This window comes from Candidatus Competibacteraceae bacterium (assembly GCA_016713505.1).
In the GTDB taxonomy this organism is placed as follows: domain Bacteria; phylum Pseudomonadota; class Gammaproteobacteria; order Competibacterales; family Competibacteraceae; genus Competibacter_A.
On sequence record JADJPA010000001.1, the window covers coordinates 235,652 to 252,896 of the forward strand.

13 protein-coding genes are annotated in these 17,245 nt (G+C 63.0%); 2 read left to right on the forward strand and 11 right to left on the reverse strand.

Annotated elements, in window-relative coordinates:
* Window positions 1-58: 58 nt before the first annotated feature.
* The 5 genes from IPK09_01265 to IPK09_01285 form a co-directional block, all read right to left on the reverse strand.
* Entirely contained in the window at window positions 59-1,228 is a 1,170-nt protein-coding gene (locus IPK09_01265; GenBank protein ID MBK7982241.1) for a sodium ion-translocating decarboxylase subunit beta, read from the reverse strand.
* Window positions 1,229-1,299: 71 nt separating this feature from the next.
* Window positions 1,300-1,461 (reverse strand): hypothetical protein, encoded by a 162-nt coding sequence (locus IPK09_01270; GenBank protein MBK7982242.1) that lies wholly within the window; start codon window positions 1,459-1,461, stop codon window positions 1,300-1,302.
* A gap of 65 nt (window positions 1,462-1,526) precedes the next feature.
* Window positions 1,527-1,838 carry a hypothetical protein gene (locus IPK09_01275; protein ID MBK7982243.1) on the reverse strand — a complete coding sequence of 104 codons (312 nt, stop codon included), beginning with the start codon at window positions 1,836-1,838 and terminating at the stop codon, window positions 1,527-1,529.
* Window positions 1,839-2,102: 264 nt separating this feature from the next.
* A complete protein-coding gene (gene kdpE / locus IPK09_01280) occupies window positions 2,103-2,801 on the reverse strand; it encodes a two-component system response regulator KdpE (protein ID MBK7982244.1) in 699 nt (232 codons plus the stop codon).
* The gene (locus IPK09_01285; protein ID MBK7982245.1) at window positions 2,801-4,351 is read right to left on the reverse strand and encodes a DUF4118 domain-containing protein; all 1,551 of its coding nucleotides are present in this window, start codon (window positions 4,349-4,351) and stop codon (window positions 2,801-2,803) included. The genes kdpE and IPK09_01285 overlap by 1 nt, the downstream gene beginning before the upstream one ends.
* 467 nt (window positions 4,352-4,818) lie before the next feature.
* Here IPK09_01285 and IPK09_01290 point away from each other — a divergent pair, with 467 nt between their 5' ends.
* Both IPK09_01290 and IPK09_01295 read left to right on the forward strand, forming a co-directional pair.
* The gene (locus IPK09_01290; GenBank protein MBK7982246.1) at window positions 4,819-6,519 is read left to right on the forward strand and encodes a nitrite/sulfite reductase; all 1,701 of its coding nucleotides are present in this window, start codon (window positions 4,819-4,821) and stop codon (window positions 6,517-6,519) included.
* The gene (locus IPK09_01295; protein ID MBK7982247.1) at window positions 6,503-6,988 is read left to right on the forward strand and encodes a DUF934 domain-containing protein; all 486 of its coding nucleotides are present in this window, start codon (window positions 6,503-6,505) and stop codon (window positions 6,986-6,988) included. Before IPK09_01290 ends, IPK09_01295 begins: the two co-directional genes overlap by 17 nt.
* A gap of 30 nt (window positions 6,989-7,018) precedes the next feature.
* Here the strand turns inward: IPK09_01295 and IPK09_01300 are convergent, their stop codons facing one another.
* The 6 genes from IPK09_01300 to tagH form a co-directional block, all read right to left on the reverse strand.
* Window positions 7,019-7,831 (reverse strand): serine/threonine-protein phosphatase, encoded by an 813-nt coding sequence (locus IPK09_01300; protein MBK7982248.1) that lies wholly within the window; start codon window positions 7,829-7,831, stop codon window positions 7,019-7,021.
* A 2-nt stretch (window positions 7,832-7,833) separates the two neighbouring features.
* Complete coding sequence (gene tagF / locus IPK09_01305; GenBank protein ID MBK7982249.1) at window positions 7,834-8,616, reverse strand: type VI secretion system-associated protein TagF; 783 nt, start codon at window positions 8,614-8,616, stop codon at window positions 7,834-7,836.
* A gap of 52 nt (window positions 8,617-8,668) precedes the next feature.
* Window positions 8,669-12,415: a type VI secretion system membrane subunit TssM gene (gene tssM, locus IPK09_01310; GenBank protein MBK7982250.1), complete on the reverse strand. Its 3,747-nt coding sequence runs from the start codon at window positions 12,413-12,415 to the stop codon at window positions 8,669-8,671.
* Between the two features lie 9 nt (window positions 12,416-12,424).
* Window positions 12,425-13,780, reverse strand: a complete 1,356-nt coding sequence (tssL, locus tag IPK09_01315; protein MBK7982251.1) for a type VI secretion system protein TssL — start codon at window positions 13,778-13,780, stop codon at window positions 12,425-12,427.
* A gap of 6 nt (window positions 13,781-13,786) precedes the next feature.
* Window positions 13,787-15,139 carry a type VI secretion system baseplate subunit TssK gene (gene tssK / locus IPK09_01320; protein ID MBK7982252.1) on the reverse strand — a complete coding sequence of 451 codons (1,353 nt, stop codon included), beginning with the start codon at window positions 15,137-15,139 and terminating at the stop codon, window positions 13,787-13,789.
* Window positions 15,140-15,255: 116 nt separating this feature from the next.
* Window positions 15,256-16,923: a type VI secretion system-associated FHA domain protein TagH gene (gene tagH, locus IPK09_01325; GenBank protein MBK7982253.1), complete on the reverse strand. Its 1,668-nt coding sequence runs from the start codon at window positions 16,921-16,923 to the stop codon at window positions 15,256-15,258.
* Window positions 16,924-17,245 lie beyond the last annotated feature (322 nt).

The window sequence follows — 17,245 nt, forward strand, 5'->3', positions numbered from 1 at the left end:
TGAAAACGAGGGCCGGCGGTTGGCCGGCGGTTAAGCGGTCAAGGAGAGTAACACATTCTCATTGGACGCCGAGCAACGCCAGCATGATTCCGCCTGAAATGGCGGTTCCGAACACGCCGGCCAGATTGGGACCCATCGCGTGGAAAATCAAGTGATTGTGCGGGTTGGCCTGATTGGCGACGATATGGGAAACCCGCGCGGCGATGGGGACCGAGGCGATGCCGGCCGAGCCGATCAAGGGGTTGATCTTGTCCTTGAGAAACAGGTTCATGATCTTGGCGGTGACGACGCCGGACGCGGTGCCGAACAGGAATGCCAGCAAGCCGAGACCGACGATCAACAGCGTATCCCAGGTCAGGAACTTGTCGGCCGCCATGGTGGAGCCGATGGCCACGGTCAGGATGATGATGATGATGTTCATCAGCGCGCCGCCCGCCGTTTTGGCCAGCCGCTCGGTGACGCCCACTTCCTTCAGCAGATTGCCCAGCATCAACATGGTGATCAGCGGAGCGACCGGCGGGAAAAATAGATTGACGATGATGGCGATGACGGCGGGGAACACGATTTTTTCCAGCTTGCTGACCTTGCGAAGCTGCGGCATTCCCATTTTGCGTTCTGCTTCCGTAGTGAGCATTTTCATCACCGGCGGCTGGATCATGGGCATCAAGGCCATGTAGGAATAGGCGGCGACAGAAATTGGACCGAGCAGATGCGGGGCCAGCTTCACGGTGACGAAAATCGCCATGGGACCGTCGGCCCCGCCGATGATGCCGATGGCGCCGGCTTCGTTGATGGTGAAGCCAACCAGCTTGGCGAGGATCAGCGCCACGAAAATCCCCAGATGCGCCCCCGCCCCCAGAATGACCAGTTTGGGGTTGGCGATCATCGGACCGAAATCGGTCATGGCGCCCACGCCCAGGAAAATCAGCGGCGGAATGATCAGCTTGGCCACCCCTTCGTAGGCATAGTGAAACAGCCCGCCTTCCTTCACCACGTAGAGCAACGCGGAAACCGGCGGACCTCCCGGCACATCGGGCGGTCCCGGCACGTTGGCGACGATGCAGGAAAAACCGATGCCGATCAGCAGCAGCGGTTCGTAGTGCTTGGCGATGGCCAGATAAATCATGATCCCGCCGATGGCGATCATCACCAAGTTGCCAAAGGCGAGATTGGCCGCCCCGGTCTGCTGCAATAATGCATGGAAGAATAAAATGATTTGCTCAAACAACCGCCAGCCCTCCGACCGTGCTTACCGAGTTTTTATCAGGGGTTCATCGTTCATCGCTATGCGGCGCCAGCTCAATGGCCACCTTCCCGCAGTTTCTTCTCGTCGATCTCCCCCAGGCGATTCAGATAGGGAAACAGGGAAAGGATGAAACCGATGCCGGAGATCACCACGAAGCTCAAAAAGAAATCGATGATGCTCAACAGAATGGCTCCGTAAACCGAATCAGGGATCATGGTCGTTTACCTTTGTTGGGATTCAGGCGGCGTCACGGGCAACACCCGCGGGAGCGGTCGGATGTTCAGGAATAGAGATCGATCAGCCGACCGCGAATGCGCAGCGCCAGATCGCGCAATTCGCCCGGTTCGCGGAATGCGGCCAGGGCGGTATCCGCCTCTTGCCAGTTTTCGTCGTAGACGCAGCGCCGCGCCGCCATGGCGAAACGCTCGTAAGAGGTCCCGCCGGCGAGATCCAGCAGTTGCTCGATATCGGTGCGCGTCTCCTCCAGAGCCGCTTGGTTGGGCGCCGTTTCTTCCAAGGCCCTAATGCGCTGCGCGAGCGCCCGGATGTCGTCTCGCGCCATCGCCAGCAAGGTTAGCGTTTCGACCAGCACCTCCTTAAGCGCCGCCTGGTCCGGCGCGGCTTCGGCGCGGCGAATCAGGTTTTCGGTGGATCGTTCCGAGGGGAGGGTTGCATGGTTGATTCCTTACGATGCGCGCAAGCAGTGACAACTTTTTTACCGGAAGCGCTGTAAAGAAATCATCAAAAGAGCGGAGCGCCGTGTAAAAATTGCGTAAATGCCGGCCGGCGCACGGAGCGGCGATAATGGCCGTAAAGCCGCTGCATTCGAGCGCAAAGGCGATGGTCCTCGGCGAAATCAGGCGGGGCAGAACCGGTAGCCGATCCCGGTTTCGGTGAGAAAATAACGGGGTCGGGCCGGATCGGCTTCCAGCTTCTGGCGGAGATGGCCCATGTAGATGCGCAGATAATGACTGCGCTCCACATACGCCGGCCCCCAGACGGCGCGCAGCAGTTGGCGGTGGGTCAGCACCTTGTCGGACTGGCTGAGCAAGGTGGCCAACAGCCGAAATTCGATGGCGGTGAGATGGACGGACTGGCCCGCCCGAGTGACCTGCCGACGCTGCAAATCGACGTTCGTTTCGCCGAAAGTCACCACCGTCGCGCCGCTTGGTCCGCGCGCGTAACGCCGGCACACCGCCCGCACGCGCGCGAGCAGTTCCGTTACCCCGAAGGGTTTGATCAAATAATCATCGGCGCCGGCATCCAATGCCTCAACCTTGTCATATTCTTCGACCCGAGCCGACAGCACCAGAATGGGAATGCCGCTCCACGCGCGCAGGTCGCGGATGAAATCGACGCCGTCGCCGTCTGGCAGGCCCAAATCCAGCACGACGAGATCCGGTTTGCGGGTGCCGGCCTCCAGCAAACCTTGCCGTAGCGTATCCGCCTCGTGGACCCGATGACCCTCGCCTTCCAGCGTGGCGCGGACGAACCGGCGGATGGCTTGCTCGTCTTCGACGATCAGGACGGTCAAGGCGGTTTCGGCAGCGGCCATCAGGTCGGCTCCAGATCGGATTCATCATCCATTTCAAGCGGTGGTAAGGTTTCCAGCGGCAGCGTGAAGGTGAAGCAGGCGCCGCCGCCAGGGCGGTTGCCGGCGCTGATTGCTCCAGCGTGGGCCTCGATGATCGCCCGGCAGATGGACAGCCCCAGGCCCAAGCCCGGCATCGCCGATTCCGGCTGGCCGCGAGTGAATTTTTCAAACAAACCCTCTTGGTGAGCGACGGGCAGGCCGGGTCCTTCATCCCAGACGTCCACGATGGCCCGATCGGCCTCGGTGCGGGCCGCAACGCCGATGACAGTACCCGGCGGCGTGTATTTGGCGGCGTTCTGAAGCAAGTTGACCAGCACCCGTTCGATCAGCACCGCATCGCAATTGACCAGCGGTAGTTCCAGGCCGAGCGCCAGTTGCAACGGGTGATCGCGCAGGGGTTGTTCCAGCATCCGCAGCGCCGAGCCCACCAGTTCCTCCAGCGATTGCCAATCCTTGCGCAGCCGCACCCCGCCGACCGCTTGCAGCCTGGCCATGTCCAGCAGATTGTCGACCAGTAATGCCATCCGCATCGTCTGCTCGCGGATGGCGGCCAACGAGTCCTGAGAGGACGGCTGTCCGGCGGCCAGTTCCAGCGCCAAGGCTTCCGTCGAGCCGAGCAGCGCGGTCATCGGCGTGCGCAGATCGTGGGACAACCCCGCCAGCAGCGAGTTACGTTCTCGCTCCGCTTCCATTTTGACCAAGGTGTGACGGGCGACCGTGGCGAAGTGCAGCCGCTCCAGAGCGATGGCGATCAACGCGGTGAACGTATCCAGCAACTGGCGCTGTCCCAAGCTCGCTGGCCGCCGCGGGTCAGGCGCCACCACCAGTACCCCGCGCGCGTGCGGCGCCGCCTTGAGCGGCAGATACAACAGCGGTAAGTCGGGTAAGTTGCCGCCGCTGGATTCCATCAGCGCGTTACGGTCGAAACACTGCTGCGCGAGGGCCAAATTCACCGATAACGGCTCGGGTCGCGTCGGGATCGCTTGCAAGCAACCGCGGTCGTCCGATGGCAGCAGCCGGGCCTTGATCCGCAGGCTGGTCTCGACCCAGCGCTCGCTGATCTCGATAACGTGTTCGACCGCCAGCGCGCCCGATAGCTCGCGCGCCATTTCGTAGAGGTGACAAGCGCGCTCCTCGCGAGCCCGAGCGATGTGAGCTTGGTAGCGGAAGCGGGCGGTCAGTTGGCCGACGATCAAGCCGACGATCAGCATGACGACGAACGTCAGGATGGCTTGCAGCGTGTCAAACGCAAACGCGAATCGCGGCGGCACGAACACGAAATTGAACGATAGCCCGTTGAGGACCGCCACCAGGATCGCCGGACCGCGCCCGTACCCCGCCGCCACACCGACCACCACCAGCAAAAACAACATGATGATGTTGGCGTGATCGAAATAGGGTAAGAGCGGGATGGCGAGCAAGGTCACCCCCAAGGAAACCAGCAGGGCTACGAGGTAACCTGGTGGCGGGCGGAGCGGGTTGAATGGCGCGCGCAACCCCGTTCGCGCCATCGGCCCGATCAAGGATAATTGCCACCGACGCCAGCCGCTGGGACGCTCGGTACCAGTCCTCTGTGCTTCGGGCTGAAGGAATCTGTCTGACGGGTCGGGTTCGGTCAGAGGCGTTTTCATGTCGGGTGTGGCGGGCCAATCAGAATGAGGGGACATGATCCATCGGCCGATCGCGCGCGGCGCGCTTCCCCATAACCGTCTCGATGGCGTGAAGCGTAAACGCACGTTTGAAAAAATGGGGTAAAAATGAGAGAGCGCCGTGTAAAGAAATTATAAATTTTAGCGGGCGCTCCGCGCGCTCGCCTGACCGGCAATCCGCGCGCTCTAAATAAGCAATGAATATAACTTTATGGATAAAAAATACTTTGTTTGCATATGGGGCGATGATAAGGTCACAAACCCAATTTTTCCGCGCCGGCTCGGACCGGAGCGGGATGACCGGACTTTCAGGCGGTGGACTTGTCACGATGTATCAGTACGACCAATACGATCAAACGCTAGTCGAGGAACGGGTGGCTCAATACCGGGGTCAGGTGCGGCGTTACCTGGCCGGCGAGTTGAGCGATGATGAATTCCGACCGTTGCGGCTGATGAACGGCCTTTATATCCAGCGCCACGCGCCGATGTTGCGGGTCGCCATCCCCTACGGCCTGCTGTCGTCGCGGCAACTACGGGCTCTGGCGGACATCGCCCGCCGCTACGACAAGGGCTACGGCCATTTCACCACCCGCCAGAACATTCAGTACAACTGGCCCAAGCTAGAGGAAACGCCGGACATTCTGGCCGAGCTGGCCAAGGTGCAGATGCACGCCATCCAGACCAGCGGCAACTGCATCCGCAACGTCACCGCCGACCACCTCTCGGGTGTGGCCAAGGATGAAATCGAAGACCCGCGCATTTACTGCGAGATCATCCGGCAGTGGTCGACTTTCCATCCAGAATTTTCCTACCTGCCGCGCAAGTTCAAGATCGCCGTGACCGGGGCGCTTCACGACCGCGCGGCGGCGCAAGTCCACGATATCGGTTTGAACCTGCTGCGCAACGAGCGGGGCGAACTCGGTTTTCGGGTGCTGGTCGGCGGCGGCTTGGGGCGGACACCGTTGATCGGTCACGTCATTCGTGAGTTTCTCCCGCAGCGCGATCTGCTGTCCTATCTGGAAGCGATTCTGCGGGTCTACAACCAGCATGGCCGGCGCGACAATCTGTTCAAGGCCCGCATCAAGATTCTGGTCAAGGCCTTGAAGCCCGAGGTGTTTCGCCAACAGGTCGAAGCGGAATGGACGCAGATTCGGGAGTCCGGGCTGGTGCTGGACGAGCGCGAAATCGAGCGGGTCCGCCGGTTCTTCGCCCCGCCGCCTTACGATCTTGACGCCGCTTGCGATCTCAGTTTCGAACAGTGGTTGAAAGGCGATAAAGCGTTCGCGACTTGGGTGCGCTATAACGTCGCCGAGCACAAGGTCGCGGGCTATCGCAACGTGTTTTTGGCCTTGAAGGAACCGGATGTACCGCCCGGAGACATCACCGCCGAACAGATGGACGCGGTGGCCGATCTGGCCGATCGCTACAGCTTCGGCCAGGTTCGAGCCACCCACCACCAGAACCTGATGCTGGCGGACGTGCGGCAGGCCGAGCTCTATCCGCTGTGGCACGCCCTGAAGGCGCAGCGGCTGGCCGCGCCGGTGATCGGCACCCTGGCGGATATGATCTGCTGCCCCGGCCTGGATTTTTGCAGTCTGGCCAACGCCAGCTCCATCGCCATCGCCCGCCAGATCAACGAAAAATTCGACCGGTTCGACTATCTCTACGATCTGGGCGAGTTGCGGCTCAACATGTCCGGCTGCATGAACGCCTGCGGCCACCATCACGTCGGCCACATCGGCATTCTCGGCGTGGACAAGAAAGGGGAGGAGTGGTACCAGATTTCGCTGGGCGGCTCCTCGGAAAACGCGGCGTCGCTGGGCGATATCCTCGGCCCCTCGGTCCCCAAGACCGAGGTCGCCAACACCCTGGAGCGGCTGCTGGAGGTCTATTTGGACCGGCGCGAAGACGGCGAGCGCTTCATCGACACGTTCCGCCGGATCGGACTCGAACCGTTCCGGGTGCGGGCCTACGCGCCGGGCAGCGATCAAGCCAAACAGGAGCAGGAGCGTTATGCGGTCGGTTATTAAAGGACGGCGGATCGTCGAAGACCGTTGGCAGTCTATCGCCGACGATGCCGAGTTGCCGGCTGGCGCGGTGATCGTAGCCCTGGCGCGCTGGCGGCGGGAGCGGGCGGCGTTGCTGGCGCGGGACGAACCGGTCGGCGTCCGGCTGCCGAACACGGCCGACGTGACCGAACTGGCCGAGGATTTGCCGAAGCTGGCGGTGGTGGCGCTGGAGTTTCCCAAGTTTTCCGACGGCCGCGCCTACTCGCAAGCCCGGTTGCTGCGGGAGCGTTTCGGCTATCGGGGAGAGATCCGGGCGGTCGGGGACGTGCTGCGCGATCAACTGTTCTTCATGGCGCGCAGCGGCTTCGATGCGTTCGAGCTGCGCGAGGATCGCAGCCTGGAAGAAGCCCTGGCGGCGTTCGGTGATTTCAGCGAGAGCTATCAGCCGGCGGCCGATCAGCCGCAACCGCTGTACCGGCGGGCGCGCTGAGCGCGCCAAGCCGCGCGTTCTGGCCGCCGGTCACTGTAAATACCAATCCGGGGGGATCGGATTCTCCAGCGTTTCGACCGGTTCGCCGGTTTGAGCCGCATCCCCTCCCAGCACGTTCACCACCACGGTGGTCACGTTGTCGCTGGCATCTCGCATCAGCGCCAAGTGGATGAAAGCCTTGACCGCTTCCTGACAGTTGTGATTGCTGTGTACCAGCAGGCGGGCGATTTCTTCATCGCTGACGGTTTTGTTGAGACCGTCGCTGCACAACAGAAACATGTCGCCGGCTTGCAGGGGATAGATGGCTTCATCGATCGCCAGCTCTTCCGTCGAACCGACCGCGCGGGTGATGACGTTGGCCAGCGGATGGCGATGGGCGTCCTCGGAGGCGATCAGGCCCTGGTCGACCAGTTCCTGCACGTGGCTGTGATCGCGGGTCAACTGTTGCAATTGGCCGTTTTGCAGCCGGTAGATGCGGCTATCTCCCACCCACAGACAAGCGCAGTGGGCGCCGTGGAGCAGCAGCACCACCACCGTGCTGCCGATGGTGCGGTTGTGGTAGCGCTGGGCCGACTCCTCGCGCAAGCGTCGGTTCACGTCCTTCAGGCCTTCCCGGACCGAGTTCAAAAATTCCTCCCAATCATTGGGCGGCACGATCTGCTGCAAGGTTTCGACGATCATCTGGCTGGCGATGTCGCCGGCCTCATGTCCGCCCATCCCGTCGGCGACCGTCCAGAGACCGACCTCCGGCAGGGCCAGGCAGGCATCCTCATTGATGGCCCGGACCATGCCGACGTGACTGCGGCCGGCGGACGACCATTGAAAGGCTTGCTTTTCAGTCATGATCAAGTCTCCTCGGCGGCGGATGGCTTCCCCGAGCGGGGAGCGATACCGACAAACTGTTTTTCGGTCCAGCCCCATTGCCGCCACTCTCCGACCATCAACGCCACAAAACCGGAAACCGGCGGCAAGCCGTTGCAAATCAGCAGGCACCGGGCGATCCGCTCGGAACCCTCGGTCCACCAAAGGCTGATTTGAGGAAAGAGCCGTCGCAACAGCTCATCGGCCAGCGCCGGCGCTATCGAGCCGAAATCCAACGGGTCGGGAAGGGGATAATACCAAGAGCTGTCGGCCGCCGTGCCGGCGGTCGCGGTCGGAACCGGTGGCGCGCTCAGCGCCGCTACTTTGCGGCTGAAATCGTCCACATCCAGGCGGTCGAGGTCCAGACCCGCCAGCGCCAGTTGCTCGGCTTGCTGAAACCACGCCCCAGCGGTCACCGGCAACCCGAACAGGGACTGGGCCGCCTCCAGGGGAACGGCGATCACCAAAGGATAGTAACGGCCCACTCGGTCGACGCTCGGCATCAAAATCCCTGTGTAAGGAACCGGTCCGCACAAACCCGCGTCGAGCGCGAACCGCCAGATCGGGCTGGTACAATAACACTCACGCCAGCTCCCGCCCAACTGCAAGTGGCTTTCGGCGATCGCCTCTTGCAACCAGCCGTCCCAGGGATCGAGGAACGATTTGGGCAAATGACGACCGATAAAATCACCCCGTCCGGGCAATTTACCGAAAAAGCCGGCTACGGATCGGCCATCGGGGGCGGAATTGGCGGTGTTTTCAGACATAAACCTGCCTGTTTCTTACCGGGTTATTTGGTTAAGTATTTGAAATAATTTACTATAATTGTTCTGGGCACTGGAGTTTCTCCAATTCCCGCAAGCGGAAGGGGTTGCCGCCGGCGGTGCGAAGTTCGTAGATCGCCTGTCTGCCGCCCAGTTGAAACGTTACCCGAAATTGGCCGTTGCCAGTCGGCTGCATCTGCGCCTGATCGAGCAGTTTGAACCAGGCCCAAGGGCCGGTTTCGCTGTATTGCAGCGGGTCGCCGCCGCCCGGCGCCGCGAACTGAAGACGCGCTTGGCCGGATGCGCCGGTCCACTGAAAATCGGCAGCCCGCGCGGCCTGACCCATAGTATAGGTCAGCGTCTGGCCATCCAGTCCGATGATGGTTTGGCCGACATCCGCGCTGGCTTCGAGGGGGGTCAATTGAAAGCGGACCGCCGGGGTCTGGCTGTTGCCGCCGAACAGGGCGGCGCGCACGGCGGCGGCGCGCTGGAACAATTGCAGAGCTTCCGGGGAAATCATCTGTTCGGGACCGGTCGGACCGCGCCAGCGCCAAACGCCTTGGGAGGTATCCACATAGTTTTGCAGGTGCTGCTTGAAGTAACTGTCCAGGAGTCCGTTCGGCCCGAAGAAGCGGCCGAAGGCCGCCAGGGTGGCGTCCGGCGGTCCTTGGATGGTGCGGCTGGCGCCGGCGCCAGGGGTTTGGCCGACCCACTGAATAGTGTTGGTCGCGACGGCGGGGGCCGGCCCGCCCCCGCCCCCGCCCGGTCCGGGGCCGCTCCATTGGATGGCGCTGCGGACCAGGGGGTAGCGGCCGTTGAGATTGTCCTGAAAAAAAGCGGCGATTTGGGCCGCTTTCCATTGTGCGTTCAACCGGTCGCGCAGGCTGCGGACAATATCGATGCTGTCCGTGGCCAGTTTGACGAGCAGGGTATTGAAGGGGGGCGGCTTGCGGGCGGCTTCGATCTGGAGCTGGTTGGCCACGCCGGCAAACTGGTCCTTGAGGTTCTGCGCCACGCTGCCGTCCGGGCTGGCTTCCCGCGCCCGGCCGATGGCGTTCATGTGGCCGTAGAGGTCGTTGAGCGCCGACAGCGTTTTATCAAGCGGCGGGATGGCGCCCTCGGGGCCGCCGATTTCACGCCCGTACTGACCGTTCAGACCCAGCAAGCGCGGATCGACGCCGCAGCTCAGCGCCTTGGCCGCCGTGGGGGCATCGGCTTTGTTGATGATGCCGGCGATCTTCTCGGTCAGCGACTGATCGGCCGGCGGGGTTTTAGCGGCCGGCGCCGGCGCGGGCGGCCGGTCCAGGGCCGTTTCGCGGGCGATGGTCTGAAACAGCGTGCGCAGCGGCGACGCCGGCCCGGACAGCACCTGTAAGATGTCCAGCGCCGCTCCTGGATTATCGAATTCCTTGAGCTTGATATCGTTCAGCAATTCTTGCCACAACCGCAGGTAGTCGCTCAGATAAAGGCGGCAGAGGTTGTCGGCGATCTGTTGCCGCTCGGCCGGATTGTTCGAAACCTGCGCCACCGCACCCAAAATCCAGCTCTCATCAGCCAGTCGGTCCACCAGTTTCGGGCTCTCGGTTAAAAAAAAATGGTAGTAGCCGTTATAGGTATACAAACCGGGTATGCCGCCGTTCAGCGGCTGGCCGCTCTTGCGGTCGAGGACGCGGGGTGCGTCCGGGCCGGCGGCGGCGGTCAGGCCGAGCTCTGGCGGGTCGCCGGCTTGGCGCTGGTCGTGCTTGAGCCGCTCGTAGACCCGTTGGGCCAGGGGAATCTGGTTCAGCAGGGCGCGGCTGCTCTGGATCAGAGCGTTGTCCAGGGCGATGGGCGATTTCAGGGGCGCTTGTTCCAGCAGCGCGTCGAGATGGGCGCTCAGATGGTCGCGCTGTTCCCGGCTGATGGTGCGGGGCAGATGGGTCTGCCATTCCTGTTCCAGCCAGCTCTTGACGGTCTTGGCGTCGAAATGCTCGGTGTCGTCCATCATCAGATAGACCTTGAGCGTGTCGTACAGCGCGCCGGGGTTGGTGGCGCTCTGGCGTAGCCGTTCTTCCAGGCGCAGGATGATGCGGGGTAGCAAGGCCTGACCGAGCAGACGCTGGTAGATCGCCTGCGCCTCGCCGCCGAGCTTGTCGCCCTGATAAAGCCCAAAGCCCATCAGCCAGGGTTTGCTGGCGTCGCGGTCGCTGTAGCCGCCGGGGATGGCGCGGGCGGCGTCCAGCAAAGGCAGGGCGGCGACCGGGTCGGTTTGGTCGGGGGATAAGGCCTGAAGCTGCTGGGCGACTTCGAGCCGCTGTTTTTCCACCGCGCGCACGTACATTTCGTTGCGGGCGTAACTGGTCAGCCACAGCGCCGCCGCCGCGGCGGTGACCAGCAAGGCGGCGGCATAAGCCCCGCGTTGGATCCAGGACCGCCAGCGCTCCACCTTCAGATTGGTGCCGGCGAGGCCGGATTCGGGAAAAATCACCTCGCGCAACAGGCGGGTGATGAAGTAGCTGCGGCCTTTGCCCGAAAAAGCGCTCGATAGCTGCCGGCGCAAGCCGAAGGTGCTGGCCAGCGCGCTCATCAGCCGGTCGATCGGGGTGCCTTCCTGAGTACCGCTGGTGAAATAGACGCCGCGCAGCAGGACGCGCTCCTCGAAGCGGCTGGGTCGGAACACCTCCTTGAGGAAGCGCTCGGCCATTGGCTTCAGCGAGCCAAACTGCTGGGGGAAGGTGTAAATCAGGTCGCGCCGCTGCGGGTCGCGCTCGTCCTGCAAGCGCTCGACCAGGCGGTCGTTCAAGCGCTGTTCCAGCAGCTCGATTTCGGCGGTGAACTGTTGGACCACTCCGTCAGGATTGGTGGGGTCATCCATCGGCAGGGTCAAACCCCAAACCTGATCCCGCTCTTCCTTGCCGAGATCGGCGAAGAATTCGACGAAGCCGGCGATCAGGTCAGCCTTGGTGAACAGCACGTAAATCGGAAAGCGGATGCCGAAATGCTCGTGCAGTTCCTGCACCCGTTGCTTGATGGCCTGCGCCTGGGCTTCGCGTTCCTCTTCGCGCTGCTGCATCAGGTCGGCGAGGCTGATGGCGATGAACGCGCCGTTGATGGGGCGGCGGCGGCGGTGTTTCTTCAAGAGATCCAGGAAGCCGCGCCAAGCGGCCCGGTCTACTTCCTCGTGGCTGTCCTGGGTGGTGTAGCGGCCGGCGGTGTCCAGCAGGACGGCCTCATCGGTGAACCACCAATCGCAGTTGCGGGTGCCGCCCACGCCGCGCACCTTGCCCGCGCCCAGCGGGAAGCGTAGGCCGGAGTTGATCAGCGCCGTGGTCTTGCCGGAGCCGGGCGGGCCGATGATGATGTACCAGGGCAGTTGGTAGAGATATTGGCCGCGGCCGGTCTTGCCGCCCAGCTTGGTCTTTTTGAGGACTCCCAGCGCGTCGTCGAACCCGCGCTTGAGCGTGGAAATCTCCTCGGCCGAGGCGGCGTCCCGCTCTTTTTTCTTCTGCTCCTTTTCGCGGGCTTCCGGACTGGGTTGGCCCGCCGCCTGGCCGCCTTCGCCGAGCTGGCCGGCCTGTCTGGCCAAATCCGCCAGCATGTCGCGGTTGCTGCGCAAGGTCTGGATGTAGTAGATGACCTTGTAGAGGGCCATGGAGCCGCCGAAGGCCGCGATGGTCACGATGCGGCCCATATCGGTGGCGAGCGGGGAAGCGCCGGCCACCGAGATCAGCGGTCCCAGATACCAGATCAGGGCGATGACGGCGGCGAAGCCGGTCAGGCCGATGAACAAGGGATGTTTGAGAAAATTCAGGATCTTTTTCATGAGCCCGACCTAATTGACCCGGGCGAGCAGCACGATATCGACGCGCCGGTTCAGCGCCCGATTCTGCGGGGTGTTGTTGGGGGCGACCGGTTGGGTGTCGGCGCGGCCTTCGCTGCTGAAACGGCCGGGGCTGTTGCTGCCGGTGGCCAGGATCTTGACCACGCTTTCGGCGCGGGCCTTGGACAGATGCCAGTTGGAGGGGAATTGCAGGGTGCGAATCGGCACGTTGTCGCTGTGGCCGGTGACCAACACCCGGCCCTGCACCTTGTTCATTTCCGCGCCGATTTGCTGGAGCAGGTTGTAAAATGTCGGCTTGACCTCGGCCTTGCCCGAATCGAACAGGCCATCGCCGCGGAGGCGCACCGTGGTTTGATCGGGTCCCTCGATCACTTCGACCAGCCCTTGCCGGATTTGCGGGTCCAGAAACGTCCGTAAGGCCTGGCTGAGCTGGCTCAGTTGGGCGTTGGGTTTGCCGGCGGCCGGCGTCGCGGCGATCCCGCCGCGACGCACGGTGGCCACGGTCTGGCCCCGGATGTCGGCCAGCGCGGTCAACACGGGATCGGAAGTGGTGTTCAGCAACCAGTTGAAAATCGCGAAAGCCAGCAGCAGCAAGGCGGCGGCGACGCCGGCCACCACCCACAGCGGCACGTAGCGGATCAGCGGATTGCGCGGTTCGAGCGCGCCGCGCCAGTGCGGGGACAGATCGCGTTCGAACTCGCCGCGGGCGCTGCGGATGGCGTTGTAGGCCCGTTCCCGTTGCTGGTCCAGGCGGTCGCGGCCGTTTTCCAACAGCTTGTAGCGGCCTTGCAGCCCGAACGCCAGACACAAATACATCAGCTCCAGCAGATACAGATTCTTGCGCGGGTCGAGCACGATTGAATCCAGCAATTCGAAAAACTTCTCGCCGCCCCAGGCTTCATTGTGAAAGGTGATCAGCAGGCTGTTTTCACTCCATTCGCTGGCTCGGCCCCAGGGCGTGTTCAAGATGACTTCGTCGAGGGTGGTGCACAGAATGTAGCGGGCGCGGAAGACGGTTTTTTCGTCGATGCCGGCGTTGCGGGCGTTGGCGGTGAAGGCTTTGACCTCCTCGATCATGCGCTGGCGCAACCGCTCGGGTTCGGGGTGCGAGGAGGTGTTCTTAAGGCGCATGATCAGGCCGAGCAGCGGCGCGGCGGCGGCTTCCAACGGGTTCAAGCCAACGCCGCTCGGCGCGATCGGCTCCTCGGACGGAGGCGCCTCGGGCGGGCGCGGCGGCGGGCGCGTCGCATCCGAGGGGGTGGAGCGCCGGCCGCCCGGCGACGGCCGGATGACGGTGCGTTCGCCAGGATCGTCGTCAGGGCCGGCAAAGGGATCGTCGATGGTCACGAGGCATTACTCTTTGATGGCCCAGAACACCATGTCCAGTCCGGGAAAGTCGCCGCCGACAAAAAACGCGAAACCTCCCGAATTGAGCAATTGCTTCCAGAATTCACTGTTGCGGTCGAGCCGGAAATAAATGAAATCAGCGCGGTAGGGGATTTCACGCGGGGCGACCGGCAAAGCGTTGACGCCGATGCCGGGCAGGTGGTGGTTGATGAGTTTGGCGATAATCTCGACCGGGCCGATCTTGAGCTGCGGCGGGAAACGGGCGCGCAGCGTGTCGGAGGCCATATCGGCCCGCACCGCCAGAATGAAGTTGGCCTTGGCGAGCAAGGGCTTTTCCCGATCGGTGATGATGCCGACCCGGATGCCGTACTGACGTTCTTCAAGGGGAATCTGGATCGCCGCATCCACTTCTTCCAGGCTGAGCGAGCGGCGCAGCTCACGCATCAGCGGTTCGAAGGTTCTTTGCAGGTCGTCGTGATCGTAGGCCGGCAGCGTCGGCGGACGGCGTTTGACCTTGTCGGTGAAGGTCGCCATTTCGCCGGCCAGTTGCAAGGCGATCTGATAGAAGGTTTCCGGGTGCAGCTTCTGCATGATGGCCAGATGCGCGAACAGCGGCTCGAAGCGGTTGACGGTTTGCAAGCGCATGAATTGCGCCAAGTCCAGCGAGGCGGCGCGCGCCGTGCCGCCTCCCACCACGCGTTCGGCCAGCGCGTCGCCGCGCTGGTGCAGCAAGCCGAGCAACTCGGCGACGAAGCCGTTCAGCGACGGCACGCCCCGGCAATCCAAGGACGGCGGGATGTACTGTTCGTCCAGCACGACCTTCTGGTCCGGGCGTCGCTCCGCCACGCGGGCGATGCCGATGCAGGTGTGTTCGCTCCAGTCTCGGGTGTCGAGCAGCAAGCGCAGCCGGGGTTCGCCGACCTCGACGAAAGCGCTGTTGTTAGCGGTGTCGATATTGTTGTCGCGCACTTCACGGGCCACGGCGCGGTAGCGGGCGGCGGTGTCGGTCTGATCGCCGCGTTCCACATCGGCCATGCCGGTCCGCCGCAGCGGCAGGGCCAACATGACCCGAGTGTCGCGCACCCCGGCGTCGATGGTGAGCGGCGTGGGCGGCGGATCGTGTTCGGGAATGCTGAATGGAGTGCCGTCGGGCAATAGCCCCTTGGCGGAGGTGACGGCCATCTTGCCCAACGCCAGGGCTTCCCGGTCCAGAGCCAGCTCCACCAGGCCCCAGTCGTAAGGGCGCAGCGGGCCGCGCGACTGGCGGACAAAGGCTTCCAAATAGCGATCCTGCTGCTGGAAATGCTGGGGGCGCAGGAACATGCCCTCGGACCACACAACCTTGCTGTACCAACTCATGAGGGGGTCGCTCGTTTCAGCGCTTCGATGAAGGCGGGCGCTGCGTTAAATTTGATCGGTTTATCACTCAATCCTAGCATCCAAACCGTAAAGCGGCAGTGGGTATGGGGCCAAACTCAAGCGTCGCGCAGCCGGCTTTGGTAAGCACGGGCGAATTCTTCGCCGAACAGTTTGTTGAAATCGTCCTCGGCCTCCCGAGCGATGGCGTGATATTCGGCGATGAACAGATCCCAATATTTGGCCTTGCGGTTGGCCGGCCAGAGATTATCAAGCACATTCTGTTCCAGCCGGTCTTCCAGATTGCCCGGATCGAAGCGTTGCAGCAGATGGTTCAAAGCCGCTTGAATGCCCGCCATCACGGCCAACTGGTGCGCCTTGATGTCGTCGAAGCCTTCGCGCACCGCCTGGACCGGCGGCATGTAGGCGTCCTTCTGTCCGAGCAGCAGCAAGCCCATGACCTGTTCTGGAGCTAGCGGCGGCTGCCCGGGCGAGGTCTTGAGCGGGTTGTTTTCGATCGGGCCCATGGTGGTGCGATCCAGCCGGAACTCGCCTTTCACATCGCTGCGGGCCAGCAAGACTTCCATCAGCCCCCGCACGGTTTCGCGGAAGATGGCCCCCAGATTGGCCATCAATTCAGTCGTTTGCGCATCGGCTAGTTTCAGGAGCGGCAGTCCGGCCCCCTCGCAAAAGGCGCGCAGCAGCACGTCCGCGCCGGAGGCCGCCGCGAGCGCGGGCTGCGCGGGGCCGGCCGAGGGGCGTTGCGATACCGGCGCGACCGGTGAGGTCGGGATTTGCTTGGCGGGAACCTGAGAGATCGGTTGCGGCGCGACCGGCGCGACCGGCGCGGCGGCGCTGGGTGGGGCGGGTTGCATCCACCAGTCATCGGGAATGAGCGGGTCGAAGCCGGACTCGACGGAGGCGGTCGGCATTTTCGGCTCGGGGACCAAGGGCGTCATCGGCGCGGGTTCCGGTATTTGCAACTCGGGTTCCAACGGCGTTTTCGGCGCGGCTTCCGGGGCGCTCGAAGACGTTGCCGGCAAGGCGGTGGACGCCGGCGCGGGTTGGACCGCAAGGCCGGGTTCGGGCAAGGTTGGCGTGGCCGAGAACAGGGGTTCAGACGGCGGTTCCGTGGTCGGTGCGAGCGATTTGCGAAGCCCCGCCCCAGTAATCAGCGATGGCAATTCGAAATTGATCCGTTCCGGCGAGGATAAATCCGGGGACGGCGTCGTGGCGGGCCTATCGGAAGCGGCGGGCGCGGCGTGTCGCGCCGGATCGGGACCGCCCCGATCCCCGGACAGGATATCGTCGAAAGGCGGTTTGAGGTGATCCAGCCAGGCATCGCCGCCGCCGTGTTGCAGCGGATCGGCGGCGAGCGGCGGCGCGCCGCCCAACAGATCGCTGTCGAACGGCGGCACGATATCGGTAAACGGCCCTTCCAACAGCGCCTTCGAATCGGGTTCGCCGGAGTCGAAGGCCACTGAAATTTCGTATTCACCCAGTACGAAATGGTCGCCGTCATTGAGTTCGATGGTTTGGTTGCGGGCGATTCTCTGTTGGGAATCGTTGAGAAAGGTCCCGTTGACGCTGAAGTCGGTCAGAAAGTAAGCGCCCTCTCGATAAAGGACGGTGCAGTGATGCTTGGACAGAATCCGTTCGGGGTCTTGCAGCACCCAGTCGTTTTGCGCCGCGCGGCCGATGGTAAGCGGCTCGCGGCCGAGGGTTTTAGCGATTTCTTGGCCGGGCGAGAGCCGCTGATAGCTAGTGATGGTTAATTTCAGAGGCATGGCGCGCGTTCCGTTGGCCGGGAGATTGTGACAATCGCCTAGGCGGAATTCATCGAATCGATCACAAGGAATCAAGGTTGGAATGCTAATGATCGAGTCTATACCGACCGGCCAATCACGCCAAGCCGGTCTGTCGAGCCAGTGGGGGGCGTCGTCGGGTGATAGGGGGCTCGGGGTAGCGAGCCGGGGTTGCGGCCACGGCAATCTGGTGCGAGGGTAAAGCGGCGGCCGGCGCGGCCGGGAGCGCGGCGTTCTTACAATTTGCTTACAAATTTGCCCAATTTGGCGCTTTCTGAAATGACTGGGAAATTTTTATAGACGA

Coding starts and splice junctions, on each gene's coding strand:
- IPK09_01270 (MBK7982242.1), bottom strand. CDS start 1,461: ATGATCCCTGATTCGGTTTACGGAGCCATTCTGTTGAGCATCATCGAT.
- kdpE (MBK7982244.1), bottom strand. CDS start 2,801: ATGGCCGCTGCCGAAACCGCCTTGACCGTCCTGATCGTCGAAGACGAG.
- IPK09_01285 (MBK7982245.1), bottom strand. CDS start 4,351: ATGGCGCGAACGGGGTTGCGCGCGCCATTCAACCCGCTCCGCCCGCCA.
- IPK09_01290 (MBK7982246.1), top strand. CDS start 4,819: ATGTATCAGTACGACCAATACGATCAAACGCTAGTCGAGGAACGGGTG.
- IPK09_01295 (MBK7982247.1), top strand. CDS start 6,503: ATGCGGTCGGTTATTAAAGGACGGCGGATCGTCGAAGACCGTTGGCAG.
- IPK09_01300 (MBK7982248.1), bottom strand. CDS start 7,831: ATGACTGAAAAGCAAGCCTTTCAATGGTCGTCCGCCGGCCGCAGTCAC.
- tagF (MBK7982249.1), bottom strand. CDS start 8,616: ATGTCTGAAAACACCGCCAATTCCGCCCCCGATGGCCGATCCGTAGCC.
- tssM (MBK7982250.1), bottom strand. CDS start 12,415: ATGAAAAAGATCCTGAATTTTCTCAAACATCCCTTGTTCATCGGCCTG.
- tssK (MBK7982252.1), bottom strand. CDS start 15,139: ATGAGTTGGTACAGCAAGGTTGTGTGGTCCGAGGGCATGTTCCTGCGC.
- tagH (MBK7982253.1), bottom strand. CDS start 16,923: ATGCCTCTGAAATTAACCATCACTAGCTATCAGCGGCTCTCGCCCGGC.